The organism is Pseudomonas sp. OVF7 (assembly GCF_030644265.1).
Lineage (GTDB): Bacteria > Pseudomonadota > Gammaproteobacteria > Pseudomonadales > Pseudomonadaceae > Aquipseudomonas > Aquipseudomonas gorinensis.
Map to the genome: position 1 here is coordinate 612,765 of NZ_CP128996.1, position 23,665 is coordinate 636,429.

22 protein-coding genes are annotated in these 23,665 nt (G+C 61.5%); 10 read left to right on the plus strand and 12 right to left on the minus strand.

Annotated elements, in window-relative coordinates; translation table 11 throughout:
- Positions 1-20: 20 nt before the first annotated feature.
- The 3 genes from QU606_RS02795 (at position 21) to fdhA (ending at position 3,034) form a co-directional block, all read left to right on the plus strand.
- A complete protein-coding gene (locus QU606_RS02795) occupies positions 21-653 on the plus strand; it encodes a sarcosine oxidase subunit gamma (protein ID WP_304998094.1) in 633 nt (210 codons plus the stop codon).
- Positions 654-795: 142 nt separating this feature from the next.
- The gene (gene purU / locus QU606_RS02800; protein ID WP_024077780.1) at positions 796-1,653 is read left to right on the plus strand and encodes a formyltetrahydrofolate deformylase; all 858 of its coding nucleotides are present in this window, start codon (positions 796-798) and stop codon (positions 1,651-1,653) included.
- Positions 1,654-1,834: 181 nt separating this feature from the next.
- Positions 1,835-3,034: a formaldehyde dehydrogenase, glutathione-independent gene (gene fdhA / locus QU606_RS02805; protein ID WP_017847873.1), complete on the plus strand. Its 1,200-nt coding sequence runs from the start codon at positions 1,835-1,837 to the stop codon at positions 3,032-3,034.
- Positions 3,035-3,109: 75 nt separating this feature from the next.
- Here the strand turns inward: fdhA and QU606_RS02810 are convergent, their stop codons facing one another.
- A complete protein-coding gene (locus QU606_RS02810) occupies positions 3,110-3,568 on the minus strand; it encodes an anti-sigma factor domain-containing protein (RefSeq protein WP_304998095.1) in 459 nt (152 codons plus the stop codon).
- Between the two features lie 136 nt (positions 3,569-3,704).
- On the opposite strand from QU606_RS02810, the gene QU606_RS02815 reads away from it, so the two are divergent.
- The gene (locus QU606_RS02815; protein ID WP_024077778.1) at positions 3,705-4,277 is read left to right on the plus strand and encodes a DUF2780 domain-containing protein; all 573 of its coding nucleotides are present in this window, start codon (positions 3,705-3,707) and stop codon (positions 4,275-4,277) included.
- On the opposite strand, the gene QU606_RS02820 is transcribed toward QU606_RS02815, so the two are convergent.
- On the minus strand, positions 4,274-5,161 hold the full coding sequence (locus tag QU606_RS02820) for an acyltransferase (protein ID WP_069077124.1): 888 nt from the start codon (positions 5,159-5,161) through the stop codon (positions 4,274-4,276). The genes QU606_RS02815 and QU606_RS02820 overlap by 4 nt on opposite strands.
- Before the next feature lie 173 nt (positions 5,162-5,334).
- On the opposite strand from QU606_RS02820, the gene QU606_RS02825 reads away from it, so the two are divergent.
- The 4 genes from QU606_RS02825 to creD are packed head-to-tail and all read left to right on the plus strand — an operon-like array spanning position 5,335 to position 9,378.
- Positions 5,335-5,835 (plus strand): ATP-dependent zinc protease, encoded by a 501-nt coding sequence (locus QU606_RS02825; protein ID WP_024077776.1) that lies wholly within the window; start codon positions 5,335-5,337, stop codon positions 5,833-5,835.
- A 9-nt stretch (positions 5,836-5,844) separates the two neighbouring features.
- Positions 5,845-6,513: a two-component system response regulator CreB gene (gene creB, locus QU606_RS02830; RefSeq protein WP_024077775.1), complete on the plus strand. Its 669-nt coding sequence runs from the start codon at positions 5,845-5,847 to the stop codon at positions 6,511-6,513.
- Positions 6,513-7,952, plus strand: a complete 1,440-nt coding sequence (creC, locus tag QU606_RS02835; RefSeq protein WP_102625032.1) for a two-component system sensor histidine kinase CreC — start codon at positions 6,513-6,515, stop codon at positions 7,950-7,952. Before creB ends, creC begins: the two co-directional genes overlap by 1 nt.
- Positions 7,953-8,004: 52 nt before the next feature.
- Entirely contained in the window at positions 8,005-9,378 is a 1,374-nt protein-coding gene (gene creD, locus QU606_RS02840) for a cell envelope integrity protein CreD (protein WP_304998096.1), read from the plus strand.
- A 186-nt stretch (positions 9,379-9,564) separates the two neighbouring features.
- Here the strand turns inward: creD and QU606_RS02845 are convergent, their stop codons facing one another.
- The 8 genes from QU606_RS02845 to QU606_RS02880 all read right to left on the minus strand — a co-directional run bounded on the left by QU606_RS02845 (position 9,565) and on the right by QU606_RS02880 (position 18,478).
- Entirely contained in the window at positions 9,565-10,194 is a 630-nt protein-coding gene (locus QU606_RS02845; RefSeq protein WP_069077127.1) for a glutathione S-transferase, read from the minus strand.
- A gap of 95 nt (positions 10,195-10,289) precedes the next feature.
- The gene (locus QU606_RS02850; RefSeq protein ID WP_024077770.1) at positions 10,290-10,472 is read right to left on the minus strand and encodes a hypothetical protein; all 183 of its coding nucleotides are present in this window, start codon (positions 10,470-10,472) and stop codon (positions 10,290-10,292) included.
- Positions 10,469-11,572: a PepSY domain-containing protein gene (locus QU606_RS02855; protein WP_304998097.1), complete on the minus strand. Its 1,104-nt coding sequence runs from the start codon at positions 11,570-11,572 to the stop codon at positions 10,469-10,471. The genes QU606_RS02850 and QU606_RS02855 overlap by 4 nt, the downstream gene beginning before the upstream one ends.
- A gap of 63 nt (positions 11,573-11,635) precedes the next feature.
- Complete coding sequence (locus tag QU606_RS02860; RefSeq protein ID WP_304998098.1) at positions 11,636-14,065, minus strand: TonB-dependent siderophore receptor; 2,430 nt, start codon at positions 14,063-14,065, stop codon at positions 11,636-11,638.
- 204 nt (positions 14,066-14,269) lie between these two features.
- Positions 14,270-15,238 carry a FecR domain-containing protein gene (locus tag QU606_RS02865; protein ID WP_304998099.1) on the minus strand — a complete coding sequence of 323 codons (969 nt, stop codon included), beginning with the start codon at positions 15,236-15,238 and terminating at the stop codon, positions 14,270-14,272.
- A complete protein-coding gene (locus QU606_RS02870) occupies positions 15,235-15,753 on the minus strand; it encodes an RNA polymerase sigma factor (RefSeq protein ID WP_304998100.1) in 519 nt (172 codons plus the stop codon). The genes QU606_RS02865 and QU606_RS02870 overlap by 4 nt, the downstream gene beginning before the upstream one ends.
- A 98-nt stretch (positions 15,754-15,851) precedes the next feature.
- A complete protein-coding gene (locus tag QU606_RS02875; protein ID WP_304998101.1) occupies positions 15,852-16,559 on the minus strand; it encodes a PolC-type DNA polymerase III in 708 nt (235 codons plus the stop codon).
- Entirely contained in the window at positions 16,556-18,478 is a 1,923-nt protein-coding gene (locus QU606_RS02880) for a putative nucleotidyltransferase substrate binding domain-containing protein (protein WP_172831362.1), read from the minus strand. The genes QU606_RS02875 and QU606_RS02880 overlap by 4 nt, the downstream gene beginning before the upstream one ends.
- A gap of 245 nt (positions 18,479-18,723) precedes the next feature.
- Here QU606_RS02880 and QU606_RS02885 point away from each other — a divergent pair, with 245 nt between their 5' ends.
- Positions 18,724-19,170 (plus strand): response regulator, encoded by a 447-nt coding sequence (locus tag QU606_RS02885; RefSeq protein ID WP_024077763.1) that lies wholly within the window; start codon positions 18,724-18,726, stop codon positions 19,168-19,170.
- Positions 19,171-19,337: 167 nt separating this feature from the next.
- On the opposite strand, the gene QU606_RS02890 is transcribed toward QU606_RS02885, so the two are convergent.
- Positions 19,338-21,515, minus strand: a complete 2,178-nt coding sequence (locus QU606_RS02890; RefSeq protein WP_069077133.1) for a malate synthase G — start codon at positions 21,513-21,515, stop codon at positions 19,338-19,340.
- A 486-nt stretch (positions 21,516-22,001) separates the two neighbouring features.
- Between QU606_RS02890 and QU606_RS02900 the strand changes: the two genes are divergently transcribed.
- The gene (locus QU606_RS02900) at positions 22,002-22,514 is read left to right on the plus strand and encodes a glycine cleavage system protein R (RefSeq protein ID WP_024077761.1); all 513 of its coding nucleotides are present in this window, start codon (positions 22,002-22,004) and stop codon (positions 22,512-22,514) included.
- A 223-nt stretch (positions 22,515-22,737) separates the two neighbouring features.
- Here QU606_RS02900 and rarD read toward each other — a convergent pair whose 3' ends face one another.
- The gene (rarD, locus tag QU606_RS02905; protein ID WP_102623888.1) at positions 22,738-23,622 is read right to left on the minus strand and encodes an EamA family transporter RarD; all 885 of its coding nucleotides are present in this window, start codon (positions 23,620-23,622) and stop codon (positions 22,738-22,740) included.
- Between the last annotated feature and the right edge of the window lie 43 nt (positions 23,623-23,665).

Below are 23,665 nucleotides of genomic sequence, written 5' to 3' on the forward strand. Positions count from 1 at the left end.
GAATTCAAAACAGGTGCTTTATGACAGCAGCCAATGTTTACCAACAACGCCCCACCACCGGCGCCAAGGCCGAGTCGTCGCTGCACCATGCCGACCTCGCCAGCCTGGTCGGCAAGGGCCGCAAGAACGCCGGCGTGACCGTGCGTGAAAAGAAACTGCTCGGCCACCTGACCATCCGTGGCGACGGCCATGACGCCGCCTTCGCCGCTGGCGTACACAAAGCCCTGGGCATCGAGTTGCCTGGCGCCCTGCAGGTCATCGTCAAAGGCGAAACCAGCCTGCAATGGCTCGGCCCGGATGAGTGGCTGCTGGTCGTGCCCAGCGGTGAAGAATTCGCCTCCGAACAAAACCTGCGTGCTGCGCTGGGCGACCTGCATATCCAGGTCGTCAACGTCAGCGGCGGCCAGCAGATCCTCGAACTGAGCGGCCCGAACGTGCGTGATGTGCTGATGAAGTCCACCAGCTACGACGTGCACCCCAATAACTTCCCGGTGGGCAAGGCGGTGGGCACGGTGTTCGCCAAGTCGCAACTGGTGATCCGCCATACCGCTGAAGACACCTGGGAGCTGGTGATCCGTCGCAGCTTCTCGGATTACTGGTGGCTGTGGTTGCAGGACGCCTCGGCTGAATTCGGCCTGAGCGTTCAAGCCTGATATGACCCTGTAGGAGCGAGCTTGCTCGCGAAAAACGTCAACGATAACGCGCGCATCCTGAATGAACGCGGCGCCCTTGGATTTTTCGCCAGCAAGCTCGCACCTACAGTCAGCAGCATCGCTGTATGAGGAGTTAACTGTAATGAGCCGCGCACCCGATACATGGATTTTGACTGCCGACTGCCCCAGCGTGCTCGGCACGGTGGACGCGGTCACCCGCTACCTGTTCGAGCAGGGCTGTTATGTGACCGAGCACCACTCGTTCGATGACCGCCTCTCGGGCCGATTTTTTATTCGCGTGGAGTTCCGTCAGCCCGACGGTTTCGACGAGCAGGCGTTTCGCGCCGGCCTGGCCACGCGCGGCGAAGCCTTTGGCATGATCTTCGAGCTGACGGCGCCGAACTACCGGCCAAAAGTGGTGATCATGGTCTCCAAGGCCGATCACTGCCTGAACGATCTGCTGTACCGCCAGCGGATCGGCCAACTGTCGATGGACGTGGTCGCGGTGGTGTCCAACCACCCTGATTTGAAACCGTTGGCCGACTGGCACCAGATTCCCTACTACCATTTCCCTCTCGACCCGAACGACAAACCGTCCCAGGAGCGTCAGGTGTGGCAAGTGATCGAAGAGACCGGCGCCGAACTGGTGATCCTTGCGCGCTACATGCAAGTGCTGTCGCCGGAGCTGTGCCGCAAGCTGGATGGCAAGGCGATCAATATCCATCACTCCTTGTTGCCGGGGTTCAAGGGCGCCAAGCCGTATCACCAGGCGTACAACAAGGGGGTGAAATTGGTAGGCGCCACGGCGCATTACATCAACAACGATCTGGACGAAGGACCGATCATCGCCCAGGGCGTGGAGGTGGTGGATCACAGCCACTATCCCGAGGATTTGATTGCCAAGGGGCGCGATATCGAAGGGCTTACCTTGGCCCGGGCGGTGGGGTATCACATTGAGCGGCGGGTGTTTTTGAACGCCAATAGGACGGTGGTGCTCTGACTGACGCCAATCGGGGGTAAGCCCCCTCCCACATTTGGAATGCGGTCGAATGTGGGAGGGGGCTTGCCCCCGATGAGGCCCTCACAAACAACACAAGAAACAGCATCTGTACCCGAGCACTCAACGCGCTGCCCACCCTACGGGCAACGCAGTTCCATAAAAACAACAGCGAGGTGAAAGCATGTCTGGTAATCGTGGTGTCGTGTATCTCGGCAACGGCAAGGTCGAAGTACAGAAAATCGACTATCCCAAAATGCAGGACCCCCGTGGCAGGAAGATTGAGCACGGCGTCATCCTGCGCGTGGTCTCCACCAACATCTGCGGCTCCGACCAACACATGGTGCGTGGCCGCACGACTGCCCAGACCGGCCTGGTGCTCGGTCACGAGATCACCGGTGAAGTGATCGAGAAGGGCAGTGACGTCGAAAACCTGAAGATCGGCGACCTGGTTTCCGTTCCCTTCAACGTCGCCTGCGGCCGCTGCCGCTCCTGCAAAGAACAACACACCGGTGTGTGCCTCACCGTCAACCCGGCCCGTGCCGGCGGCGCCTATGGCTACGTCGACATGGGCGACTGGACCGGTGGCCAGGCTGAATACGTACTGGTGCCCTACGCCGACTTCAACCTGCTGAAACTGCCGGACCGCGACAAGGCCATGGAGAAAATCCGCGACCTGACCTGCCTCTCCGACATCCTGCCCACCGGCTACCACGGCGCCGTCACCGCCGGCGTGGGGCCAGGCAGCACGGTGTACATCGCCGGTGCCGGTCCTGTCGGCCTGGCTGCCGCCGCCTCCGCGCGCCTGCTGGGCGCGGCGGTGGTGATTATCGGCGACGTCAACTCTATCCGCCTGGCCCACGCCAAGGCGCAAGGGTTTGAAGTGGTCGACCTGTCCACCGACACCCCGCTGCACGAACAGATCGCCGCCCTGCTGGGTGAGCCTGAAGTGGACTGTGCCGTTGACTGCGTGGGCTTCGAAGCCCGCGGCCACGGGCACGACGGCGTCAAGCACGAAGCCCCTGCGACGGTGCTCAACTCACTGATGGGCGTGGTGCGCGTGGCGGGCAAGATCGGCATTCCCGGCCTGTATGTCACCGAAGACCCAGGTGCTGTCGACGCTGCCGCAAAAATGGGCAGCCTGAGCATCCGCTTCGGTTTGGGCTGGGCCAAATCCCACAGCTTCCATACCGGCCAGACCCCGGTGATGAAGTACAACCGCCAGCTGATGCAGGCGATCATGTGGGACCGCATTCACATCGCCGACATCGTGGGGGTTGAAGTCATCAGCCTGGATGACGCCCCGCGTGGGTATGGCGAGTTCGATGCGGGCGTGCCGAAGAAGTTTGTGATTGATCCGCATAAGTTGTTCAGCGCGGCATAAATCCCAGGCATACGAAAACCCAAATGTGGGAGAGGGCTTGCTCCCTCCCACATTTGGGTTGTGGTGTTTGGGATCTCAACGGTTGGCCAAGGCACCTTGGTAGACGGTCGGGCCCGTCGGTTGCTTGCTCACCGAGCCCCCTTTGCTCTCCGCACTCACCATCAATTCCACGGGCTTGCTGATCGAGGCCTGCTGCCTTGGGTTCAAGCCGATGATGCCTTCGCCATCTTCCGGTAACAGCCCAAGTGACACGGGCTTGCCGCCATTGGGAATCGCCCACAGTTCCAGGCTCTGGTCCGGCGCGGGTGTGGTGATGGCGATGGGTTGCACTTCCAGGTAATCCTTGTGCGCCATGATCTGCGCCGCCGGCTGTTGGGTGGTGGTGATCAGGGTGGCGGTGGACTTGACGTTGTCCTGGGTGTAGAACGCGACGCCGAGGCCGGCGATCACGGCCACGCAGGCGCCGATAAACAGGCGTGGACGGCTCCAGAAGGGTGGTTTTGGCTCAATCATGGGGGGGCGGGTCGCGCTCATGGAATTGTTCCTGACAGGTTTTGGAGTCATTTCATTGACTCTGCCCCAGCCATTGGGTTCCTGGGACGCCTCGGAACAATGTGCCGGATACCCAGTCAAACGCCTGCTTTTACCCCTACATCCAGAGGTTGTTTCGATGAAGATTTCACGCGGTTTCGCCCTTTCCTGCCTGATGAGCCTGGCCGCCGCCCCGGTGTTTGCCGCAGGGTTCAGCCTTGGCGACGCGGCCAATGCCATCTCCGGCATGCAAGGGGGTAACAACAAGGCCGCAGCCGCCGCACCGTCGTCCGAGACGGCGGACCTGCTGACCACGCTGACCTCGCAACTGAACATCACCCCCGAACAAGCCGTGGGCGGTACGGGCGCCATGCTGGGCCTGGCCAAGAACAAACTGAGCGGCAACGACTATTCGCAACTGGGTAACAGCGTGCCGGGCCTTGACCAGCTGTCGGGCAACAATGCATTGGGCAGCCTCGGGGCCTTGAGCGGGATGCTCGGCCAGAACGGTGGCAGCAAGACCAGCGGCCTGGACGGCCTGCTGGGTAACGTGAAGAACACCAACGACCTGAATACCGCGTTCAGTGCGCTGGGCATGGACAGTGGCATGGTCGGCCAGTTTGCCCCGCTGATCCTGCAATACCTGGGCGGGCAGGGCGCCAACAGCTCGCTGCTGGGTAAACTGGCCCAGGCTTGGGGCACCGGTAGCTAAATACGCTCTGCGCGCAGTTGAGCGATGCGCGCATCCTTCTCCTTCCAGAGCTGGTTCACCCAGTTCTGGACGCTCTGGCGAAACGCTGGATCGTTCTCGTAATCCCCTTGCCACAACGCCGGGTCCAGCTCACGGGTGTGGATATCAATGATCACCTTCGGCACCGCGCCGCTGATCAAATCCCAGAACCCCGGAATCTTTTGCTGCGGGTAGACCACGGTTACGTCAAGCACCGCGTCCAATTGTTCACCCATGGCCGCCAGCACAAACGCCACGCCGCCCGCCTTGGGCTTGAGCAAGTGCGTGAATGGCGAATCCTGCTGCTTGCGTTTGGCCTCGCTGAACCGCGTGCCTTCCAGGTAATTGACCACCGTCACCGGCTGGCGCTTGAACAGCTCGCAGGCTTGCTGGGTGATCTTGAGGTCCTGGCCGGCCAGTTCCGGGTGCCTGGCCAGGAACGCCTTGGTGTAGCGCTTCATGAACGGGTAATCCAGCGCCCACCAGGCCAGGCCGAGGAAGGGTACCCAGATCAGCTCTTTTTTCAGGAAGAATTTGAAGAACGGCGTGCGGCGGTTGAGGGCCTGGATCAGCGCCGGGATGTCCACCCAGGATTGGTGGTTGCTGATCACCAGGTAGCTGGTGTCGCCGCGCAGTTCGTCGCCGCCGCGAATGTCCCACCGGGTGGGGATGCACAAGGAGAAAATAAGCTTGTCGATCTCGGCCCAGGTCTCGGCGATCCACATCACCGCCCATGAGGCATAGTCGCGAAACCGCCCTGGGGCCACCAGCTTGAGCAGGGCAAAGACCATCAGTGGGCCAAACAGCACCAAGGTGTTGAGCAATAGCAGCAGTGTGACCAAACAGCCGGTGAGCAGGCGGCGCATAAGTAACTCTTGGAATCTTGTGGGCGGGCCATCATAAGCAAGCTGAGTCTATAGGCCAAATCGCAAATGGCCGTACGAATGTTTCACAATGTGCCGGTTATGGTGGGTGTGACTAACTAAGTGCTGTCTTTGCGGTCTAGAATCCGCCTACTTCTTTCCGAGGAAATCACTTCGTGAAACTGCTTCTTGCCTCCCTCGCCCTGGCTGCCCTGCCTGTCATGGCCGCCGAGCCGACCCTTTACGGTCGCTACGAATACATCCAGTTGCCGGAGATCGGCGAAACCTTCAAGGCCAAGATGGACACCGGCGCGCTGACCGCCTCACTGTCGGCCCGGGATATTGAGACGTTTACCCGTGATGGCGACGACTGGGTGCGCTTCCGCCTCGGTGGTAAAGACGCCGGCAACAAAGTCTACGAGCACAAGGTGTCGCGCATCAGCAAGATCAAGAGCCGCGCCGACGAAGACGACGAAAAAGACGAAGCCACCGTGGCCAAGCGCCCGGTGATCGACCTGGAAATGTGCCTGGGTAACGTCAAGCGTACCGTCGAGGTCAACCTCACCGACCGCAGCAGCTTCAACTACCCGTTGCTGATCGGCGCCAAGGCCCTGCGTGAGTTCGGCGCAGCGGTCAACCCGGCCCGTCGTTACACGGCCGACAAACCGGACTGCTGATTTGAACCCATGCCCCATATCCTGATTGTCGAAGACGAAGCGGCGATAGCCGACACATTGATTTTCGCCCTGCAAGGCGAGGGTTTCACCACCACCTGGCTGAGCCTTGGCCAGGAGGCGTTGGCCCATCAACGCCAGACCCCGGCCGACCTGATCATTCTCGACATCGGACTGCCGGACATCACCGGCTTTGAAACCTGCAAGCAATTGCGCCGTTTCAGTGAGGTGCCGGTGATGTTCCTCAGTGCACGGGATGGCGAGATCGATCGGGTGGTGGGGCTGGAGATCGGTGCCGACGATTATGTGGTCAAGCCGTTCAGCCCGCGGGAAGTGGCGGCGCGCGTACGGGCGATCCTCAAGCGTGTCGGCCCCGGCGTGGCGCCCGCTGTGTTCCAGGTCGACCTGGAGCGCATGCAGATCAGCTTTCGCGGCCATCCCTTGAGCCTGACGCGCCATGAGTTTCGCCTGCTGCAAAGCCTGCTGGAGCAACCTGAGCGCGTGTTCAGCCGCGAGCAACTGCTGGACGCGGTGGGCGTGCCCGCCGATGCCGGTTATGAGCGCAATATCGACAGCCATATCAAGAGCCTGCGCAGCAAATTACGCAGCGTGGCCGCCGATGCCGAGCCGATCCAGACCCATCGCGGCCTCGGCTACAGTTACAGCCCGAGCCACAGCTGATGCGCCTGGGGCTGCGGATTTTCCTGGTGTATGCGCTGTTCATCGGCCTGACCGGCTACTTCGTGCTCAATACGGTGATGAAGGAAATACGCCCCGGCGTGCGCCAGTCGACCGAAGAAACCCTGGTGGATACGGCCAACCTGCTGGCTGAAGTCCTGCGCGATGACGTCAGGAATGGCACCCTCGGCCAAAGCCACTGGCCGGAGCTGCTCAAGGCCTACGGCAACCGCCAGCCCGGAGCGACCATCTGGGGCCTGCCGAAAAACCAAGTCAACCATCGCATCTACGTGACGGACGCCCAGGGCAAGGTGTTGCTTGACTCCAGTGGCGAAGCGGTGGGCCAGGACTACTCCAAATGGAACGATGTGTACCTCACCCTGCGCGGTGAATACGGCGCGCGCTCCACCCGCAGCGAAGCCGACGACCCCACCTCCTCGGTGATGCACGTGGGGGCGCCGATTCGCGACAATGGCCAGATCATCGGCGTGGTCACCGTGGCCAAGCCCAACAGCTCATTGCAGCCGTATATCGACCGCACCGAGCGGCGCCTGCTCTGGTACGGCGCCGGGCTGGTCATCCTCGGCTTGCTGCTGGGCGCAGTGTTGTCGTGGTGGTTGAGCGTTGCCCTGCGGCGCCTGACCGCCTACGCCGAAGCCGTCAGCGAAGGCCGGCGTGCCGAGTTGCCGCATTACCGCGGCGGCGAGCTGAAGCAGTTATCCACTGCCGTGGAGCATATGCGTACGCAGTTGGAGGGCAAGGCGTACGTCGAGCATTACGTGCACACCCTGACCCACGAATTGAAAAGCCCATTGGCCGCAATTCGCGGCGCGGCGGAGCTGTTGCAGGGTGATATGACCCGTGAGCAGCAGCAGCGCTTCGTCGGCAATATCGACAGCGAAAGCGCGCGTTTGCAGCAGTTGATCGAGCGTCTGCTGAGCCTGGCGCAGGTGGAGCAGCGCCAGGGCCTGGAAGAACAGGTGAGCATCCCGCTGGCGGCCTTGGTCGATGCTGTACTCAACGCCCAATGTGCGCGAATTGAAGGCGCTGGGCTGCAAGTCGAACAGACGATTGCCGCCGATGTGCAGGTGTTCGGCGAGCCCTTCCTGCTGCGCCAGGCCCTGGGCAACCTGCTGGACAATGCCCTGGACTTCACCCCGCCTGGTGGCGTCTTGAGATTCAGCGCAAACACCCGGCACAACGATGTACAGATCAGCCTGTTTAACCAGGCCGCGGCGATTCCCGACTACGCCTTGCCGCGCCTGAGCGAGCGTTTCTACTCGTTGCCGCGACCGGCCAGCGGGCGCAAGAGCACCGGCCTGGGTCTCAATTTTGTCGAGGAAGTGATGAAGCTGCACGGCGGCGCCTTGCAGATCGGCAATGTACCTGGCGGCGTGCAGGTGGTGCTGCATCTCCACACAGTCTCCACATTGCCCACATAAATCGCCCACATGGGCTGCGCAGACTCTCCCCATCAAAACAGGGAGAGACCCCATGAACCGCAGCCTGCTTTTCAAACTTGGCGCGATTGCGCTGCTGATCCTGCTGTTGCTGATTCCGTTGCTGATGATCAACGGCATCATCAGCGACCGCCAGCAACTGCGCGATGGTGTCCTGATGGACATCGCCCGCAGCTCCAGCTATGCCCAGCGCCTCACCGGCCCGGTGATGGTGGTGCCGTATCGCAAGACCGTGCGCGAGTGGAAGTTCAATGAAAAACTCAACAAGCGCTACGAGGTCACCAGTGAAGAGCGGGGTCGTCTGTATTTCCTGCCGGACCGTTTTGAGCTCGACGGCAAAGTGCAGACCGAACTGCGCGCACGGGGTATTTACCAGGCGCGGCTGTTCCATGCCGACAACCGTATCAGTGGGCGTTTCGAGCTGCCTGCACAGTTGGGTATCACCGAAGACTTCGCCGATTACCGTTTTGAAGCGGCGTTTCTGGCAGTGGGCATCAGCGACATTCGCGGCATCGAAAATGCGCTGAAGTTGGAGCTGGGCGGCCAGCGCCTGGAATTCGAACCGGGCTCCCTAGTGGACTGGCTGGGGGAGGGCGTGCATGTGACGTTGCCGGAGCAGGACAGTAAAAAGCCAGGTGTGATCGACTTTGCTTTCGACCTGCGCCTGCAAGGCACCGAGCAACTACAAGTGGTGCCGGTGGGCAAGACCAGCCAGGTGTCCCTGGCCTCCAACTGGCCGCACCCCAGCTTTATCGGCAACTTCCTGCCGGCCCAGCGCGAAGTGACTGACAACGGCTTCACGGCCAACTGGCAGACCTCCTTTTTTTCCACCAACCTCGAACAAGCCCTGCAAACCTGCCTGGACGGGCAGGGCTGCAACGACTTCAACAACCGCAGCTTTGGCGTGAACTTCATCGACCCGGTGGACCAGTACCTCAAGAGCGACCGCGCGATCAAATACGCGCTGCTGTTTATCGCCCTGACCTTTGCCGGTTTCTTCCTCTTCGAAGTGCTCAAGAGCCTGGCGGTGCACCCGATTCAATATGCATTGGTGGGTGTTGCCTTGGCATTTTTCTACTTGCTGCTGTTGTCATTGTCCGAGCACCTGGGCTTTGCCCTGGCGTACCTGATATCGGCAAGTGCCTGCGTGCTGTTGATCGGTTTCTACGTGTGCCATGTGCTGCGCAGCGTTGCCCATGGCTTGGGGTTTTCGGCGGGGTTGGCGGCGTTGTATGGCTTGTTGTACGGGCTGCTGAGTGCCGAGGATTACGCGCTGCTGATGGGCTCGCTGCTGCTGTTCGGGCTGCTGGGTACGGTGATGGTGCTGACGCGCAAACTGGATTGGTATGGCGTGGGCAAGCGCAAGCCGGCCGAGCCGTTGACGTTCGACCTGGAGGCGGTGCAATGATCGGGTTGCGGGAGGATCAGCAAGTAGGGGCGCAGTTAGCCGCAAGGATCGCCACATTCCTCAATACCACCACCGTCCAATGTGGGAGTGGGCTTGCCCGCGATAGCGGTGGTTCAGAAACAGATGTGCTGAATGACATACCGCGATCGCGGGCAAGCCCGCTCCCACATTGGGTCGGTGTGAACATCAGGTCGGCGGCTGGGTCTCCAGCATCGAAGGCCGTTGGCTGACTTCGGCGTACCAGGCGGCAAGCTTGGGGTTATCCGAGCGCCATTGCAGGTCCGGGTGGCGGAAGTCGAGGTAGCCCAGGGCGCAGGCCACGCTGATGGACGCAATGTCGAAGTGGCTGGCCAGTTCGGCGATGGCATCCTGCTCCAGTTCGGCGACGGCGCGGCGGATCTTGTTGCGCTGCTCGTCGAGCCACGGTGCCCAGTGTTTTTCCACTGGACGCAGGGCGGTCTCGTAACGCACCAGCACGGCGGCATCCATGATCCCGTCGGCCAGCGACGCCAGGGTCAGGCGGCGCCAGCGGGCCGAGCCGTCACGAGGGATCAGCGGGTTGCCGACATGCTGGTGGTCGAGGTAATCGAGGATCACCCGGCTGTCGTGCAGCACACTGCCGTCGGCCAGGCGCAGGGCCGGGATCTTGCCCACGGGGTTGCCTTGTACCACCTGCGCGTCAGGGGTGACCGGTGTCGGCATGCAGGCCTGCAACGCTACACGGTCCTGCTGGCCGGTCTCGATCAGCAACACGCGCACTTTGCGTACGAACGGGGAAGCGGGGTTATGGAACAAGGTCATGCTGGGAGCGGACATGGGCATTCCTCTGAATGGGCTGTGGCTAGCCTAGAGGGTTGCGCGGTGGCTGGCGAGGGGGAGTGTGACGATTCGACTTGCCCCCGATAGCGCACTCAGCCACGCCCCTTGAACAACGCCCAACTACCAATGGCAGCCGGTATGCCCAACCCCACCCAACTCAACGAATCCCATCCCCCATCCCCCAGCAACGCTGCAAATAACCCGGCGGCGCTGAGCAGGCCGATCCCCAGCGGAATGCCAAACACCTTCCAGAAACTCGACTGCCTTGGCTTCATGCCTTGCCTGCCTTGCGCCGCACGACCCACAGGTAAATGCCACTGCCCAGCACGATGAGGGTCAGCACATCCAACACCGCCCACAGGACCTTCATCGGCATGCCGCCATAGTCACCAAAGTGCAGGGGCTGGGACATGCCCATGGCGTCCATGTACCACGGCCGTTCGGCGATGGCGGTGACGGCCAGGGTGCTGGCGTCGATCAGTACCGGTGTGAGCAGGTGCGAGGTCAGGTGCGTGCTGCCCTTCATGAACACCGCGTAATGGTGCTCGCTGGAAAAGCGCGTGCCGGGGAAGGCGATAAAGTCCGGCTGCATGCCGGGTGCTGCCTCGGCGGCAATCTTCAGCAGCTCGGTAGCCGGTGCGCGTTGGGTCAGCGGCGGGGCGTTCTTGTAGGGTTCGATCATTGCGCTGAGGCTGTCGGTACGCCAGGCGGCGATGATCAAATCGGCACAGGCGCTGATCACCCCGGTCACGCCGACCACCAGCGCCCAGGTCAGGGTGACCACACCGATCAGGTTGTGCAGGTCAAGCCAGCGCAGGCGCGTGGACTTGTCCTGGCGCACGGTGGCGAACTTCAAGCGGCGCATGAACGGCAGGTACAGCACCGTACCCGAGACGATGGCTACCACAAACAGCAGGCCCATGAACGCCAGCAGCCACTTGCCCGGCAGACCGGCGAACATATCCACATGCAAGCGCAGCAGGAACAGCGTCAGCCCGCCGTTCGCGGACGGCATCTCCACGGCTTCGCCGGTGCGCGCGTCGAGCATGAAGGTGTGGGATGAGTTGGGCTCGGTGCCGGCGGTGGCGGCCATGATCGCGATCACGCCGTTCTTGTCGTCTTCGTCCCAGGCCAGGTATTGCAGGGCTTCACCGGGGCGATGGGCCTGGGCCTTGGCCACCAGTTGTTCCAGGTTCAACTGCGGGGTGTCGACGGGCATCGCTTGCAGTTGCGGCTCATTGCCCAGCAGATGATCGATCTCATGGTGAAAGATCAGCGGCAGGCCGGTGAGGGCGAGCAGCAGCAGGAACACCGTACAGATCAGGCTGCTCCAGGTGTGGACGAAGGACCAGCGGCGGATGGTTTTGCTTTTCATGTGTATAGCCTTCAGACACACCCAGGCCGCCCACAGGGGCGGCCTGGGTGCTGACTCAGCTGATTACCACTGGTAGGTGGCACTGGCGACGACGCTGCGTTGGTCGCCGAAGTAGCAGTAGTTGCCGTCACAGGTCGACAGGTAGTCCTTGTTGAACAGGTTGGTGGCATTCAATTTCACCGACGCGCCCTTCAGGCTGTTGTCGAGGCGGCCGAGGTCGTAATGCACCGCGCCGTCGAACACGGTGTAGGCGTTAGCCTTGCCCAGCCAGGTGTTGGCCTGGTCGCCATAGGTATTGCCGGTGTAGCGGGCGCCCAAGCCGATGCCGAAACCGTCCAGTACGCCGCTGTGCCAGGTGTAGTCAGTCCAGAGCGAGGCTTGTTGATTAGGCATCAATGTCAGGCGGTTGCCTTTGTAGATACCTTTTTGCACCTCCGACTTTGCCAAGGTGTAGGCGGCAATGACCTTGAGGTTTTCGCTTACGTCAGACACCGCTTCCAGCTCCAGGCCCTTGACCTTCACTTCACCGGTCTGGTCGTTGATTTGCTGGCCCCCCGCACCGAGGGTGGTCACCTGCACATTCTTTTGGGTCAGGTCGTAGACCGCCGCACTCAACAGCGTATTGGAGCCGGGCGGCTGGTACTTGACCCCCATTTCCCATTGCTTGCCTTCCGTTGGTTTGAATGTCTTGAGCGCGTTTGTATCTGCGTTGCTCGCCGGTTGGAATGACTCGGCGTACGACACGTAGGGGACGAACCCCGAGTCGAACACATAGCTGAGCGCCGCGTTGCCACTGAAGTGTTTGATGCGGTCGGTGTTGGTCGCATCGCTATCGTTGAAGTAGGTGGTGCCCTGATGCACCCAATCCTCACGCCCGCCCAAGGTCAGGCGCCACTTATCCAGGGCCATCTGGTCTTGCACGTAGAGGCCGGTTTGCACGGTTTTCTGGTTGTAGTCGTAAAACGGCCTGACATCTGTCGGGCGCAGGGTTGGCTGGGTGTTGACCGGGTTGAAAATGTTGATACCCGAGGCTGTGCCGTATATCGCGCGATAGGAGGTGTCGGTGCGCTGGTGATCCAGGCCCAGCAGCAGGGTATGGGTGATGTCGCCGGTGGCAAAGTCGGCCTGGAAATTGTTATCCACAGCGAACTGGCCAATGTTTTCGTCAACGTTGGTGGTCGAGCGGCTGATATTGCCCGCGGCATCAGCCGGGGAGAACGCGTAGGAACCGACGGTCAGTTGCTGGAACGACAACTCCGACTTGGTGTAGCGCAGGTTCTGCTTGAACTGCCAGGTATCGTTGAAACGATGCTCGAAGGCATAGCCCAGCGCGTAGTAGGTGCGGTCGTAGAACTCGTAGTCCGGGTCGCCCAGGTTTTTGTGGTGGGAGACCTCGCCCAGCGGCGATTTGATCTTGGTGCCCTGGATCGGCATGAACTGGCTGGTGGTGCCGGTATCGTCGCGAGTGAACTGCGACAACAGGGTCAGCTTGGTATCGGTATCGATGTTCCAGGTCAGGCTGGGCGCGATGTTGTAGCGCTTGTTGTCGATGTGATCGACCTGGGTGCCGGCATCGCGCACCACGCCGCTGAGGCCATAGAGGAACTGGCCTTCATCATCGATCTTGCCGGTGCTGGCGAAGTTGATCTGGCGGTAGTTGTCACTGCCGTATTGCAGCTGGATGGCATGGCTTGATTCTGCGCTGGGACGGCGGCTGACCATGTCCAGCAGGCCGCCCGGTGGGGTTTGGCCGTATACCGACGAGGCCGGGCCACGCAGCAATGCGAGGCGGTCGAGGTTCCAGGTTTCGGCTTTCGGGTTGGCGTACACGCCGCGCGGCAAGGGCAGCCCGTCGAGGAATTGCGTAGGTTCGAAGCCGCGTACGCGCATCCAGTCGTAGCGGGTGTCGCTGCCGTAGCTGGCGGACACAATACCGGGCATGTACTTGACCGCGTCATCCAGGTTCTGGACGTTGCGGTCCTGCATTTGCTCGCGGGTGGCAATGGAGATCGAGCGCGGTGCTTCGACCAGCGCGGTGTCGGTCTTGGTCCCGGCGGCGGTGCGAGTCGCGACGTAGCCGTCTACGGGCCCCCAGGCACTTTCCGCATCACCCTGGCCGGTGATGTTGGTCATCGGCAATGCCACCACACCCTCAGGAATCGCCACCAGGGTGTACGTGCCGGCACTGCTCTGCTCCAACTGCAACCCGGTCCCACGCAATGCTTCGCGCAACGCGCCCTGTGCATCGAACTGGCCTTTAACCGGCGCCGAGGTCTTGCCCGAGGCCAGCGTCGGGTTGAGGGTCAGCGCCAGGCCGGCCTGGCTGGCGATCTGGTTCAAGGTGCTGGCCAAGGGCGCGGCGGGCAGGTTGTAGGCACGCAGGCTGGAGGTTTGTTCGGCGGCGATCAGCGCAGGGCTGGCCAGCGGTGTGCTGAGGGCAATGGCCACGGCTAACAGGCTGGGGCGCAACAAAGTGTCTAGCGTGCGGGACATACGGCGGCTCCTGAATGGAAATATTTCTCAATTGCCTAGGTGCCGAACGAGAATCGAAAAGTGATAGGGCCGGGTGAAACTATTTTTTGCGGCGTGCTTGCGGGCCTCATCGGGAGCAAGCGCCCTCCCACATTTGAAGGTATTCCCACATCAAAATGTGGGAGGGGGCTTGCCCCCGATAGCGATAGCCCAGCTACACAGAACCTAAGGCTTACCCGTGACCGTCACCCACCACGGCGTGTGTTGCTCGATCTGCACCGGCAAGGTCGGCAACAACGCGTTGAGCGCCAAGGTGGTGTCATGCAACGGGAAGCTGCCGGTGATGCGCAGGTCGGCCACGGATTTATCCACACCCAGGTGGCCGCGGCGATAACGGCTCAGTTCCGCCACCACATCTTCCAGGCGCGCGTTGTCGACCACCAGCATGCCGCGCGTCCAGGCGTCGGTGGCGGGGGGGAGGGCCAGCAGCGGGCCGAGGCCGTCGCTGCGCATCAGTACTTGCTGGCCTTGCTTGAAAATCTGTTCCTGAGGCAATGCCTCGGGCTGGGCAGCGACCGCCGATTGCAGCACGCTCAGGCGTGTGGCGTGGTCTTCGCGCTTGACGATAAACCGCGTACCCAGCGCTCGCAGGTTGCCGTCGCGGGTTTGCACATAAAACGGACGCGCATCGTGGTGGCCGGTTTCGACGAAGATCTCGCCTTCCTGCAGCACGATCAGCCGGCGCTGTTCATCGAAACGCACGTCAATGGCGCTGTGGGTATTGAGGTTGATCAGCGTGCCGTCCGCCAGTTTCAGCGTGCGCTGTTCACCGGTGGCGGTGCGTTGGTCGGCCAGCCAATAGTGAATCGGCACGTAGCGTTCACCGACAAACAAGGCCAGGCCGCACACCAGCGCAATACTCGCCAGGCCGCTGCCAAGCTTGCGGACGCGCTGGCGAATGCCCTCGCGCGATTGCAGCAACGCCGCCCGCGCCGGGCCCGAGGCCATGCTGAAACGCTGGTCAAGCATGCCCAGTTGGCGCCAGGCGCGCGCATGTTCTTCATCACTGGCCAGCCATTTGGCGAACTCTTCCTGCTCCACCGGGCTGCCGTCACCGGAGTCGAGGGACAGTTGCCAGGCAATGGCGGCATCCAGCACACGGGCCGAAACCGGTTTTGAACTGATCGCGCTCACAACGGCTCGCCATACAGGGCGATATAACACTGGCGAATGCCCTGGGCCAGGTACTGGCGCACCCGCGGTACCGACACACCAAGGCGCTGGGCGATTTCGGCGTGGCCGAGGCCGTCGAGGCGGTTATAGAGAAAGGCGGCGCGGGCTTTGCTCGACAGCTTGCCGAGCAGGCGGTCGATGGCCTTGAGGTCTTCGAGGATTAGCTGCTGTGCTTCCGGCGAGGGGTGTTCGTTTTCCGGGATCAGCATCAGTTCGGTGAGGTAGGCCTGCTCCAGGGCGGCGCGCCGGAAGTAGTCGAACAGCAGGCCTTTGGCGATCGCCACCAGGAACGCCCGGGGCTCGCGGGGTTCACGCAACTCGGCACGGCACAGCAGGCGCATGAAGGTGTCCTGGCTCAGGTCTTCTGCGCGGCTCGGGCAGGCCACGTTACGGCGCAGCCAGGCCAGCAGCCAGCTGCGATGGTCGCGATACAACGCGCCAACAAGCTCACTGTGTGGGGACTGGACCGACGACAAGGCATCACCGAATAAACAAGTTTAAACTAACGAGAATTATTCGCGATTGTGTCAGAGGCGTGGGGCGGGCGCAATTGGTGTCTGTCGGGCGGTTGCTATTAAAACGATGGCGTTTGTTTACGCCGTTTCCATTGGCTCAAACGCTCTTGCAATGCCTGAGGGGTGTCGATCTGCTGCTGGCGCGCGCGGCTGAACAGGATCAGCATCAGTTCCGCCGTGGCCAGGGCATCGGCGCTGGCGTGGTGGCGTTCACCGACTTGCAGGTTGAAGTGCTCGAGCCAGTGGTCCAACCCGGCTTCGCGTATGTTCGCCTCGGGGCACAGCAGCGGTGCAATGTCGGCCACGTCGAGAAACGGATGGGCCAGGCGGTAACCCAGGCTGTCCTTGAGCGCGCGGCCGAGCATGTGTTGGTCGAACGGTGCATGGAAGGCCAGCAGCGGGCTGTCACCGACGAACGCCATGAAATCCAGCAGCGCCTCCACCGGGTCGCTACCGGCGGCGATAGCGCTGGGGCCAAGGCCGTGGATCAGTACGCTGGGGCTGAGCTTGGTCTCGGTGCGTTGCAGGGTGCGCTCGAACAGCTGGGAAAAATCCACCGCGCCGTCCTCGATCACCACGGCGCCGATCGACAGCACCAGGTCGCGGTTGAGGTTCAGGCCGCTGGTTTCCAGGTCGACCACCACCCAGCGCTGCTGACGCAGCGACACGTCGCCCAGCGGCGCAGGTTTGGGTAACTGTTCCAGGCGCCGCTGTTGCGCCGCATCCAGTCCGGGTTTTGCCGCACGCAGCCAACCGAACAGGCTCACAGTTGATACCGCAAGGTCAGGCTGCTTTGCAGGCGCTGGGCCTGGCGCAGGGATTCGCGCAGGATACGTCGGTCCAGATGGTTGAGGCTGTCGGGGTCGACACGGTTGGAGTACGCCTGGTTTTCCCGGGTCTGCAACTGGTGCTGCTGCATGCGGGTTTGCTGGATAAAGTGGTACGCCTCTTCATAGGCGGCACCATCCAGTGGTTCGATCACGCCCTTGGCCACCAGCTGGCGCAGACGCTCCAGGGTGTTGATGGCGTGGACATCGTTGGCCAGGGCCAGCAGGCGTGCACCGTCGACAAACGGCGTGAGGCCCTGCACCTTGAGGTCCAGCGTGGCTTTCTCGCCACCTTTGCGCGTCAGCACGAACTCGCGAAAACGTCCCACCGGCGGGCGTTGGCGCAAGGCGTTTTCGGCGAGCATGCGCTGGAACAGCCGGTTGTCCGCGACCTGGTCGAGAATGCCTTGGCGCAGTTGCTCGCAGCCTTGCTCGTCGCCCCATACCACCCGCAGGTCGAAATAGATGCTCGAGCCCAACAGGTTCTCCGGCGTCGCCTCGCGGATAAACGCGGCAAACCGGCGTGCCCATTCGGCTCGCGATAGGCACAGCTCCGGGTTGCCGGCCATGATATTGCCCTTGCACAGGCTGAAGCCACACAGCGCCAGGCTCTGGTTGATCTGCTGCGCCAGCGGCAATAAGCGGCCACGAATCTCGGCGGCTTCGGCGGCGTCCTTGGCGTCGAACAGAATGCCGTTGTCCTGGTCGGTGTACAGCGTCTGCTCGCGACGGCCTTCACTGCCGAAACACAGCCAACTGAACGGCACGCCGGGGTCGCCTTTTTCCGCCAGGGTCAGCTCGATTACCCGGCACACGGTGTGATCGTTAAGCAGGGTAATGATGTGGGTGATCTGGGTGGATGATGCCCCATGGGCCAGCATGCGTTCCACCAACTGGCCGATCTCGCCGCGTATCGCCACCAGGTTCTCCACCCGGGGTGCGTTACGAATGGTGCGGGCCAGGTGGACCAGGTCGACACGTTGCAGGGAAAACAGATCGCGCTCGGACACCACCCCACACAGGCGCTGGTCTTTCACCAGGCACACATGGGCGATATGCCGCTCGGTCATGGCGATGGCGGCGTCGAAGGCGCTATGGTCCGGGGTCAAGAAGAACGGCGCCTGGGTCATAGACCCTTTGATGCCCTGGGTGAAATCGCTGGTGCCGTCGGCCACCACCTGGCGCAGGTCACGCAGGGTGAAAATCCCCAAGGGCGCCTTGTGCTCGTCGACGATCACGATGCTGCCGACCTGTTGCTCATGCATCAGCGTCACCGCTTCGCGTAGCGGTGTGTCGGGGCTGCACGTGACCGGATGGCGCATGGCCAATTCGCCCAGGCGGGTGTTCAGGGAATATTGGGTGCCGAGGGTTTCCACGGCTTTTTGCTGCACTTGCTGGTTGACCTGGTCCAGCAGGCTGCTGACGCCGCGCAGGGCAAAGTCGCGAAACGGGCTGGACAGCGCGAACAGTTTGATAAAAGCCGGTTTGTTCAGTTGCAGGCAGAAGGTGTCTTCGGCCGCCTTGTGCTCGGTGCGGGTCGCTCGTTCGCCAAGCAGTGCGGCGAGGGGGAAGCACTCGCCGGTGGTGATTTCGAAGGTGGTTTCGGCCGAGTCGGGCCTTTCGCCGACCACCCGGCCCTGTTTGACAATATAGAAGTGCTCGACCGGCCCACCCGACGGTTTGAGGATGCTCTCGCCGGGGGCGTAGAAGCGCAATTGGCACTGTTCCACCAGAAATGCCAGGTGGGCGTTTTCCATCTGGTTGAACGGCGGGAAGCGTTGCAGGAACTGCAGGGTGCCGTGGATATTCTGCAATACCGCTGTTTTTCCTGCCTGGGCGAAAGCATCAGCTTTACTCATAACCATGACCGCAATTTTTTTGTCGTTATCGTCCTGCATGGTCGACTCCTGCGCGGCGGGTGCCCATTGGACGTAAGTCTAGGTCGACCAACGAGGTGTAAATCTAGGGAAAAACCTTACATGGCTATCGTCCAAACCCCGTAGAACACCCACTAGGCAAACTTTCCGACGAAGTGCACATTGATCGCCCTTCCGCAGATGTCTGACGAGTGTGCTGGGAGTTGAATAGAACTGCTGAGAAACGTATGTCCGACCACGATATTTTGAGCGATGCCGAGCGCGAGGCGCTGAGCGCCGTGATGCTGGAGCCTGATTTACCGCCACAACGCGTGTTGATTGTTGACGACGACAAGGACGCGCGGGAATTGTTGGCGGAGATCCTGAGGCTGGATGATATTGGCTGCATGACCGCTGACAGCGGTGAGGCGGCGTGGGACTTGTTGAGCTCCAGCAGCTCCATCGGCTTGTTGATCACTGACCTGCGCATGGAGCCCAGCAGTGGCTTGGAACTGATCCGCAAGGTACGTGGATCCACTCGCGCGGCATTGCCGATCATCATCATGTCGGGGGACGCGGACGCCAAGGACGTGATTGATGCTATGCATGATGGTGTATTGGACTTCCTGCTCAAACCGATCGATAGCGTGAAGTTGGCGAAGATGGTCAAGCGTGAGCTGGGGATGACGCAGTAAAGCCCGTTGAAACAAAAAAAGCCCTGATCGCGAGATCAGGGCTTTCTTTTACCTGTAGGAGCGAGCTTGCTCGCGAAAACCGTGAACGAAAACGCAGTGTTACCAGATAGCCCGCGTTGCCTGTTGGTTCTTCGCGAGCAAGCTCGCTCCTACAGGGGCCGCGTTGGTTACAGGCCGTTTTTGGCCTTGAACTCCCGACGCTTGCGGTGCAATACCGGCTCGGTATAACCATTCGGTTGCTTGGTCCCTTCAATCACCAATTCCACCGCCGCCTGGAACGCGATATTGCTATCGAAATCCGGCGCCAGCGGACGGTACAACGCATCCCCGGCATTCTGACGGTCCACCACCGGCGCCATGCGCTTGAGGCTTTCCATCACCTGGTCCTGAGTCACAACGCCGTGGCGCAGCCAGTTGGCGATGTGCTGGCTGGAGATGCGCAGGGTGGCGCGGTCTTCCATCAGGCCGACGTCGTTGATGTCCGGCACTTTGGAGCAGCCAACGCCTTGGTCGATCCAGCGGACGACGTAGCCGAGGATGCCCTGGGCGTTGTTATCCAGTTCGTTGCGGATCTCTTCCTCGGACCAATCAGTGTTCTTGGCCAGGGGAATGGTCAGGATATCGTCCACCGACGCGCGTTCGCGCTTGGCCAGTTCGGCCTGGCGCGCGAACACGTCGACCTTGTGGTAGTGCAGTGCGTGCAGCGCCGCAGCGGTAGGCGATGGGACCCAGGCGGTATTGGCGCCGGCCAACGGGTGGGCGATTTTCTGTTCGAGCATCGCCGCCATCAGGTCGGGCATTGCCCACATGCCTTTACCGATCTGTGCACGACCTTGCAGGCCGGTGCTCAAGCCGATATCGACGTTCCAGTTTTCATAGGCGCCGATCCACTTTTCGGTTTTCATGGCGGCCTTGCGCACCATCGCACCGGCCTCCATGGAGGTGTGGATTTCGTCGCCGGTACGGTCGAGGAAGCCGGTGTTGATAAACACCACGCGCTCGCTGGCGGCCTTGATACAGGCCTTGAGGTTGACCGTGGTACGGCGCTCCTCGTCCATGATCCCGACTTTGAGGGTATTGCGCGGCAGGTTCAGCACGTCTTCGATGCGACCGAACAGCTCGTTGGTGAACGCGGCTTCTTCCGGGCCGTGCATCTTCGGCTTCACGATGTATACCGAACCGGTACGGCTGTTCTTGCGGCTGCTGTTGCCGTTGAGGCTATGGATCGCCGCCAGGCTGGTCAGCAGGCCGTCGAGGATACCTTCCGGTACTTCGTTGCCCGCTTTGTCGAGGATCGCGTCGATGGTCATCAGGTGACCCACGTTGCGCACGAACAGCAGCGAACGGCCGTGCAGCGTCACGTCCTGGCCATCCACGCCGGTGTAGACGCGGTCGGGGTTCATGGTGCGGGTGAAGGTCTTGCCACCCTTGGCCACTTCCTCGGCCAAGTCACCCTTCATCAGGCCGAGCCAGTTGCGGTAGATCACCACTTTGTCGTCGGCATCGACGGCTGCGACGGAGTCTTCGCAGTCCATGATGGTGGTCAGCGCGGCCTCCATCAGGACGTCTTTGACGCCGGCAGCGTCGGTCTGGCCGACTGGGGTGCTGGCGTCGATCTGGATTTCGAAGTGTAGGCCGTTGTGTTTCAGCAGGATCGCAATCGGCTGGGCCGCGGGGCCCTGGAAGCCGATCAACTGCGCGTCGTCGCGCAGGCCGCTGTTACTGCCGCCCTTGAGGCTGACAATCAGCTTGCCATCAGCGATTTTATAGCCGGTGGAGTCGACATGGCTGCCGGCGCTGAGCGGCGCAGCCTCGTCGAGGAAGGCGCGGGCGAAGGCGATGACCTTGTCGCCGCGCACCTTGTTGTAGCCCTTGCCCTTTTCGGCGCCGTCGGCTTCGCTGATGGCATCGGTGCCATACAGCGCGTCATACAGCGAGCCCCAGCGTGCATTGGAGGCGTTGAGGGCGAAACGGGCGTTCATCACCGGCACCACCAGCTGCGGGCCGGCCATGCGGGCGATTTCGTCGTCGACGTTTTGGGTCGAGGCCTGGAAGTCTGCGGCTTCTGGCAGCAGGTATCCGATATCTTGCAGGAAGGCCTTGTAGGCCACCGGGTCATGGGCCTGGCCGGCGTGGGTCTGGTGCCAGGTGTCGATCCGCGCTTGGAAATCGTCGCGTTTGGCGAGTAGGGCTTTGTTCTTCGGTGCCAGGTCGTGGATGACCTTGTCGGCGCCGGCCCAGAACTGGTCGGCAGTGATGCCGGTACCGGGAATGGCTTCGTTGTTCACGAAGTCGAACAGGACTTTGGCGACCTGCAGGCCACCGACTTGAACGTGTTCAGTCATTGCTTGCCTCACTCTGCGGAGCTTATGCGCTTTTCAGCTTTTCAATTTACCAATGAAGCCTCTGGCCATTTAAACCACGAACCCGATCCCCCAGTACATGCCGTCGAGGCGGCTGGGCTGGCGGGTTATCGTGATACGTTGGCGCCTTGGCAGACATCGACCTAACGTTATGTAGTGCGCGACTGGGCATACTACATGATGATTTGCGGTTGTGAAAATTAGACTAAATACGTCGTTTAGCGACCCACTTTGGTCGTACGGTCACAGTGGGGTATGGGATGTTCTCAAAAAACCATGAGATTGTTCCATATAAATATAAAAATGGTACACGATTTGTTTTCATGGGCTGCGGCGTCCACCTTGTAGGAACGCGCTCGCTCGCGAACAACCTGAGGGTGCCGTTGGGTGTCAGTATTCCCGCGCTATCGTTAACGACCTTCGCGAGCACTCTCGCTCCTACCGGTATCAGCACCAGAGGGCTTTGCCATGGACCATCTTGTACTCACTATTATCGCCGCCGACAAACCCGGCCTGGTCGAACGCGTCGCGCAGAACATCGCGGTCCACGGTGGCAACTGGCTCGAGAGTCGCATGGCTCACATGGCTGGCCAGTTTGCCGGGATTCTGCGAGTCAGCGTGCCGGCGGAGAACCGTCAGGCGTTGGTCGATGCGCTGGAGGATTTATCCACACACGGCATTCGCGTGCTGGTGGGGGAGGGCAGCACTGGCCAGGCTGTGGCGTCCAAATCGATTCTGATGACGCTGGTGGGCAATGACCGTTCGGGCATCGTGCGCGAGATCACGGCGCTGTTGAGCAAGCAGGGCGTGAACCTGGGTAGCCTGAGCACCGATGTGCGCCCAGCGCCCATGAGTGGCGACCCACTGTTTACCGCCGAGGCGCTGTTGCAGGTGCCGGCGACGTTATCCCTGGATGACTTGCAGCAATCCCTGGAAACCTTGGCAGACGACCTGATGGTGGAACTGCACAACGAGGAATAATCTGCCCACCAGGTTATGCATGGAAATCTTGCATGGGCCTGTGGATAACCTGTAGAGACTCGGCCCCAGGCCACGCCGGCCGGCCGTCTTCGTCATCTGAGCAAAAAACGAGCAGTTTCAACGGCTTGTGCACAAATGACGGGGACCAGGCTGTGGATAACCTTGGGGTGAATGCCTGCAAGCCACGCGGGCCGTGGCTTGCACAGGTTTGTACGTTATTTGATCAGCGTTTGCGCACGGTCAGCCAGGCGTCCACGCTATAGACCACCAGGCCGGCCCAGATAAAGGCGAAAGCGAGCAGGGTGCTGGGCGCCAGGTGTTCACCGAACAGCAGGACGGCTTCCAGCAGCACCAGGGTCGGCGCCACATACTGCAAAAAGCCCAGGGCGGTGTAGGGCAAATGCCGTGCGGCGGCGTTGAAGCACACCAGCGGGATCAGCGTCACCGGGCCCGCCGCTACCAGCCACCAGGCTTCGGACGTGCTCCAGAATGCCAGTTGTGCACTGTGGGCCGACGGATTGAACAGCAACCATGCCACGGCGATCGGCACCAGCATCCAGGTTTCCACCACCAGCCCCGGCAGCGCCTTGACCGGCGCCTGCTTGCGGATCAGGCCGTAGAAACCAAAGGTCAGCGCCAGCACTAAAGATACCCACGGCAAGCTCCCCACCTGCCATACCTGTTGCGCCACACCCACCGCGGCCAGCCCCACGGCCACCCATTGCAGGCGACGCAGCCGCTCGCCGAGCAGCAGCATGCCCAGCAGCACATTCACCAGCGGGTTGATGTAGTAGCCCAGGCTGGCTTCGAGCATGCGCCCGCTGTTCACCGACCAGACATAGGTCAGCCAGTTACCGGCGATCAACGAACCGCTGAGGGCCAGGATCGCCAGGCGCTTGGGGTTGTCGCGCAGTTCGCGGAACCAGCCGGGATGTTTCCAGGCCATCAACAGCAAGCTGCCAAACAGCGCCGACCATAGCACGCGGTGCACGATGATTTCGGCGGCGGGAACACTGGCGATGGCTTTGAAGTAGAGCGGGAACAGACCCCAGATGACGTAGGCACTCAGGCCCAGGATGTACCCCTTGCGGGGGTTGGCGGCGTGCATTGCAGAATCCTTGCTTAGGCAGCTAACAAAGCGCGATTGTAAG

Bases quoted from the DNA above. Each gene is read 5' to 3' on its own strand.
- QU606_RS02795 (WP_304998094.1), top strand. From the start codon at position 21: ATGACAGCAGCCAATGTTTACCAACAACGCCCCACCACCGGCGCCAAG.
- purU (WP_024077780.1), top strand. From the start codon at position 796: ATGAGCCGCGCACCCGATACATGGATTTTGACTGCCGACTGCCCCAGC.
- fdhA (WP_017847873.1), top strand. From the start codon at position 1,835: ATGTCTGGTAATCGTGGTGTCGTGTATCTCGGCAACGGCAAGGTCGAA.
- QU606_RS02810 (WP_304998095.1), bottom strand. From the start codon at position 3,568: ATGAGCGCGACCCGCCCCCCCATGATTGAGCCAAAACCACCCTTCTGG.
- QU606_RS02815 (WP_024077778.1), top strand. From the start codon at position 3,705: ATGAAGATTTCACGCGGTTTCGCCCTTTCCTGCCTGATGAGCCTGGCC.
- QU606_RS02820 (WP_069077124.1), bottom strand. From the start codon at position 5,161: ATGCGCCGCCTGCTCACCGGCTGTTTGGTCACACTGCTGCTATTGCTC.
- creB (WP_024077775.1), top strand. From the start codon at position 5,845: ATGCCCCATATCCTGATTGTCGAAGACGAAGCGGCGATAGCCGACACA.
- creC (WP_102625032.1), top strand. From the start codon at position 6,513: ATGCGCCTGGGGCTGCGGATTTTCCTGGTGTATGCGCTGTTCATCGGC.
- creD (WP_304998096.1), top strand. From the start codon at position 8,005: ATGAACCGCAGCCTGCTTTTCAAACTTGGCGCGATTGCGCTGCTGATC.
- QU606_RS02845 (WP_069077127.1), bottom strand. From the start codon at position 10,194: ATGTCCGCTCCCAGCATGACCTTGTTCCATAACCCCGCTTCCCCGTTC.
- QU606_RS02850 (WP_024077770.1), bottom strand. From the start codon at position 10,472: ATGAAGCCAAGGCAGTCGAGTTTCTGGAAGGTGTTTGGCATTCCGCTG.
- QU606_RS02855 (WP_304998097.1), bottom strand. From the start codon at position 11,572: ATGAAAAGCAAAACCATCCGCCGCTGGTCCTTCGTCCACACCTGGAGC.
- QU606_RS02860 (WP_304998098.1), bottom strand. From the start codon at position 14,065: ATGTCCCGCACGCTAGACACTTTGTTGCGCCCCAGCCTGTTAGCCGTG.
- QU606_RS02880 (WP_172831362.1), bottom strand. From the start codon at position 18,478: ATGAGTAAAGCTGATGCTTTCGCCCAGGCAGGAAAAACAGCGGTATTG.
- QU606_RS02885 (WP_024077763.1), top strand. From the start codon at position 18,724: ATGTCCGACCACGATATTTTGAGCGATGCCGAGCGCGAGGCGCTGAGC.
- QU606_RS02890 (WP_069077133.1), bottom strand. From the start codon at position 21,515: ATGACTGAACACGTTCAAGTCGGTGGCCTGCAGGTCGCCAAAGTCCTG.
- QU606_RS02900 (WP_024077761.1), top strand. From the start codon at position 22,002: ATGGACCATCTTGTACTCACTATTATCGCCGCCGACAAACCCGGCCTG.
- rarD (WP_102623888.1), bottom strand. From the start codon at position 23,622: ATGCACGCCGCCAACCCCCGCAAGGGGTACATCCTGGGCCTGAGTGCC.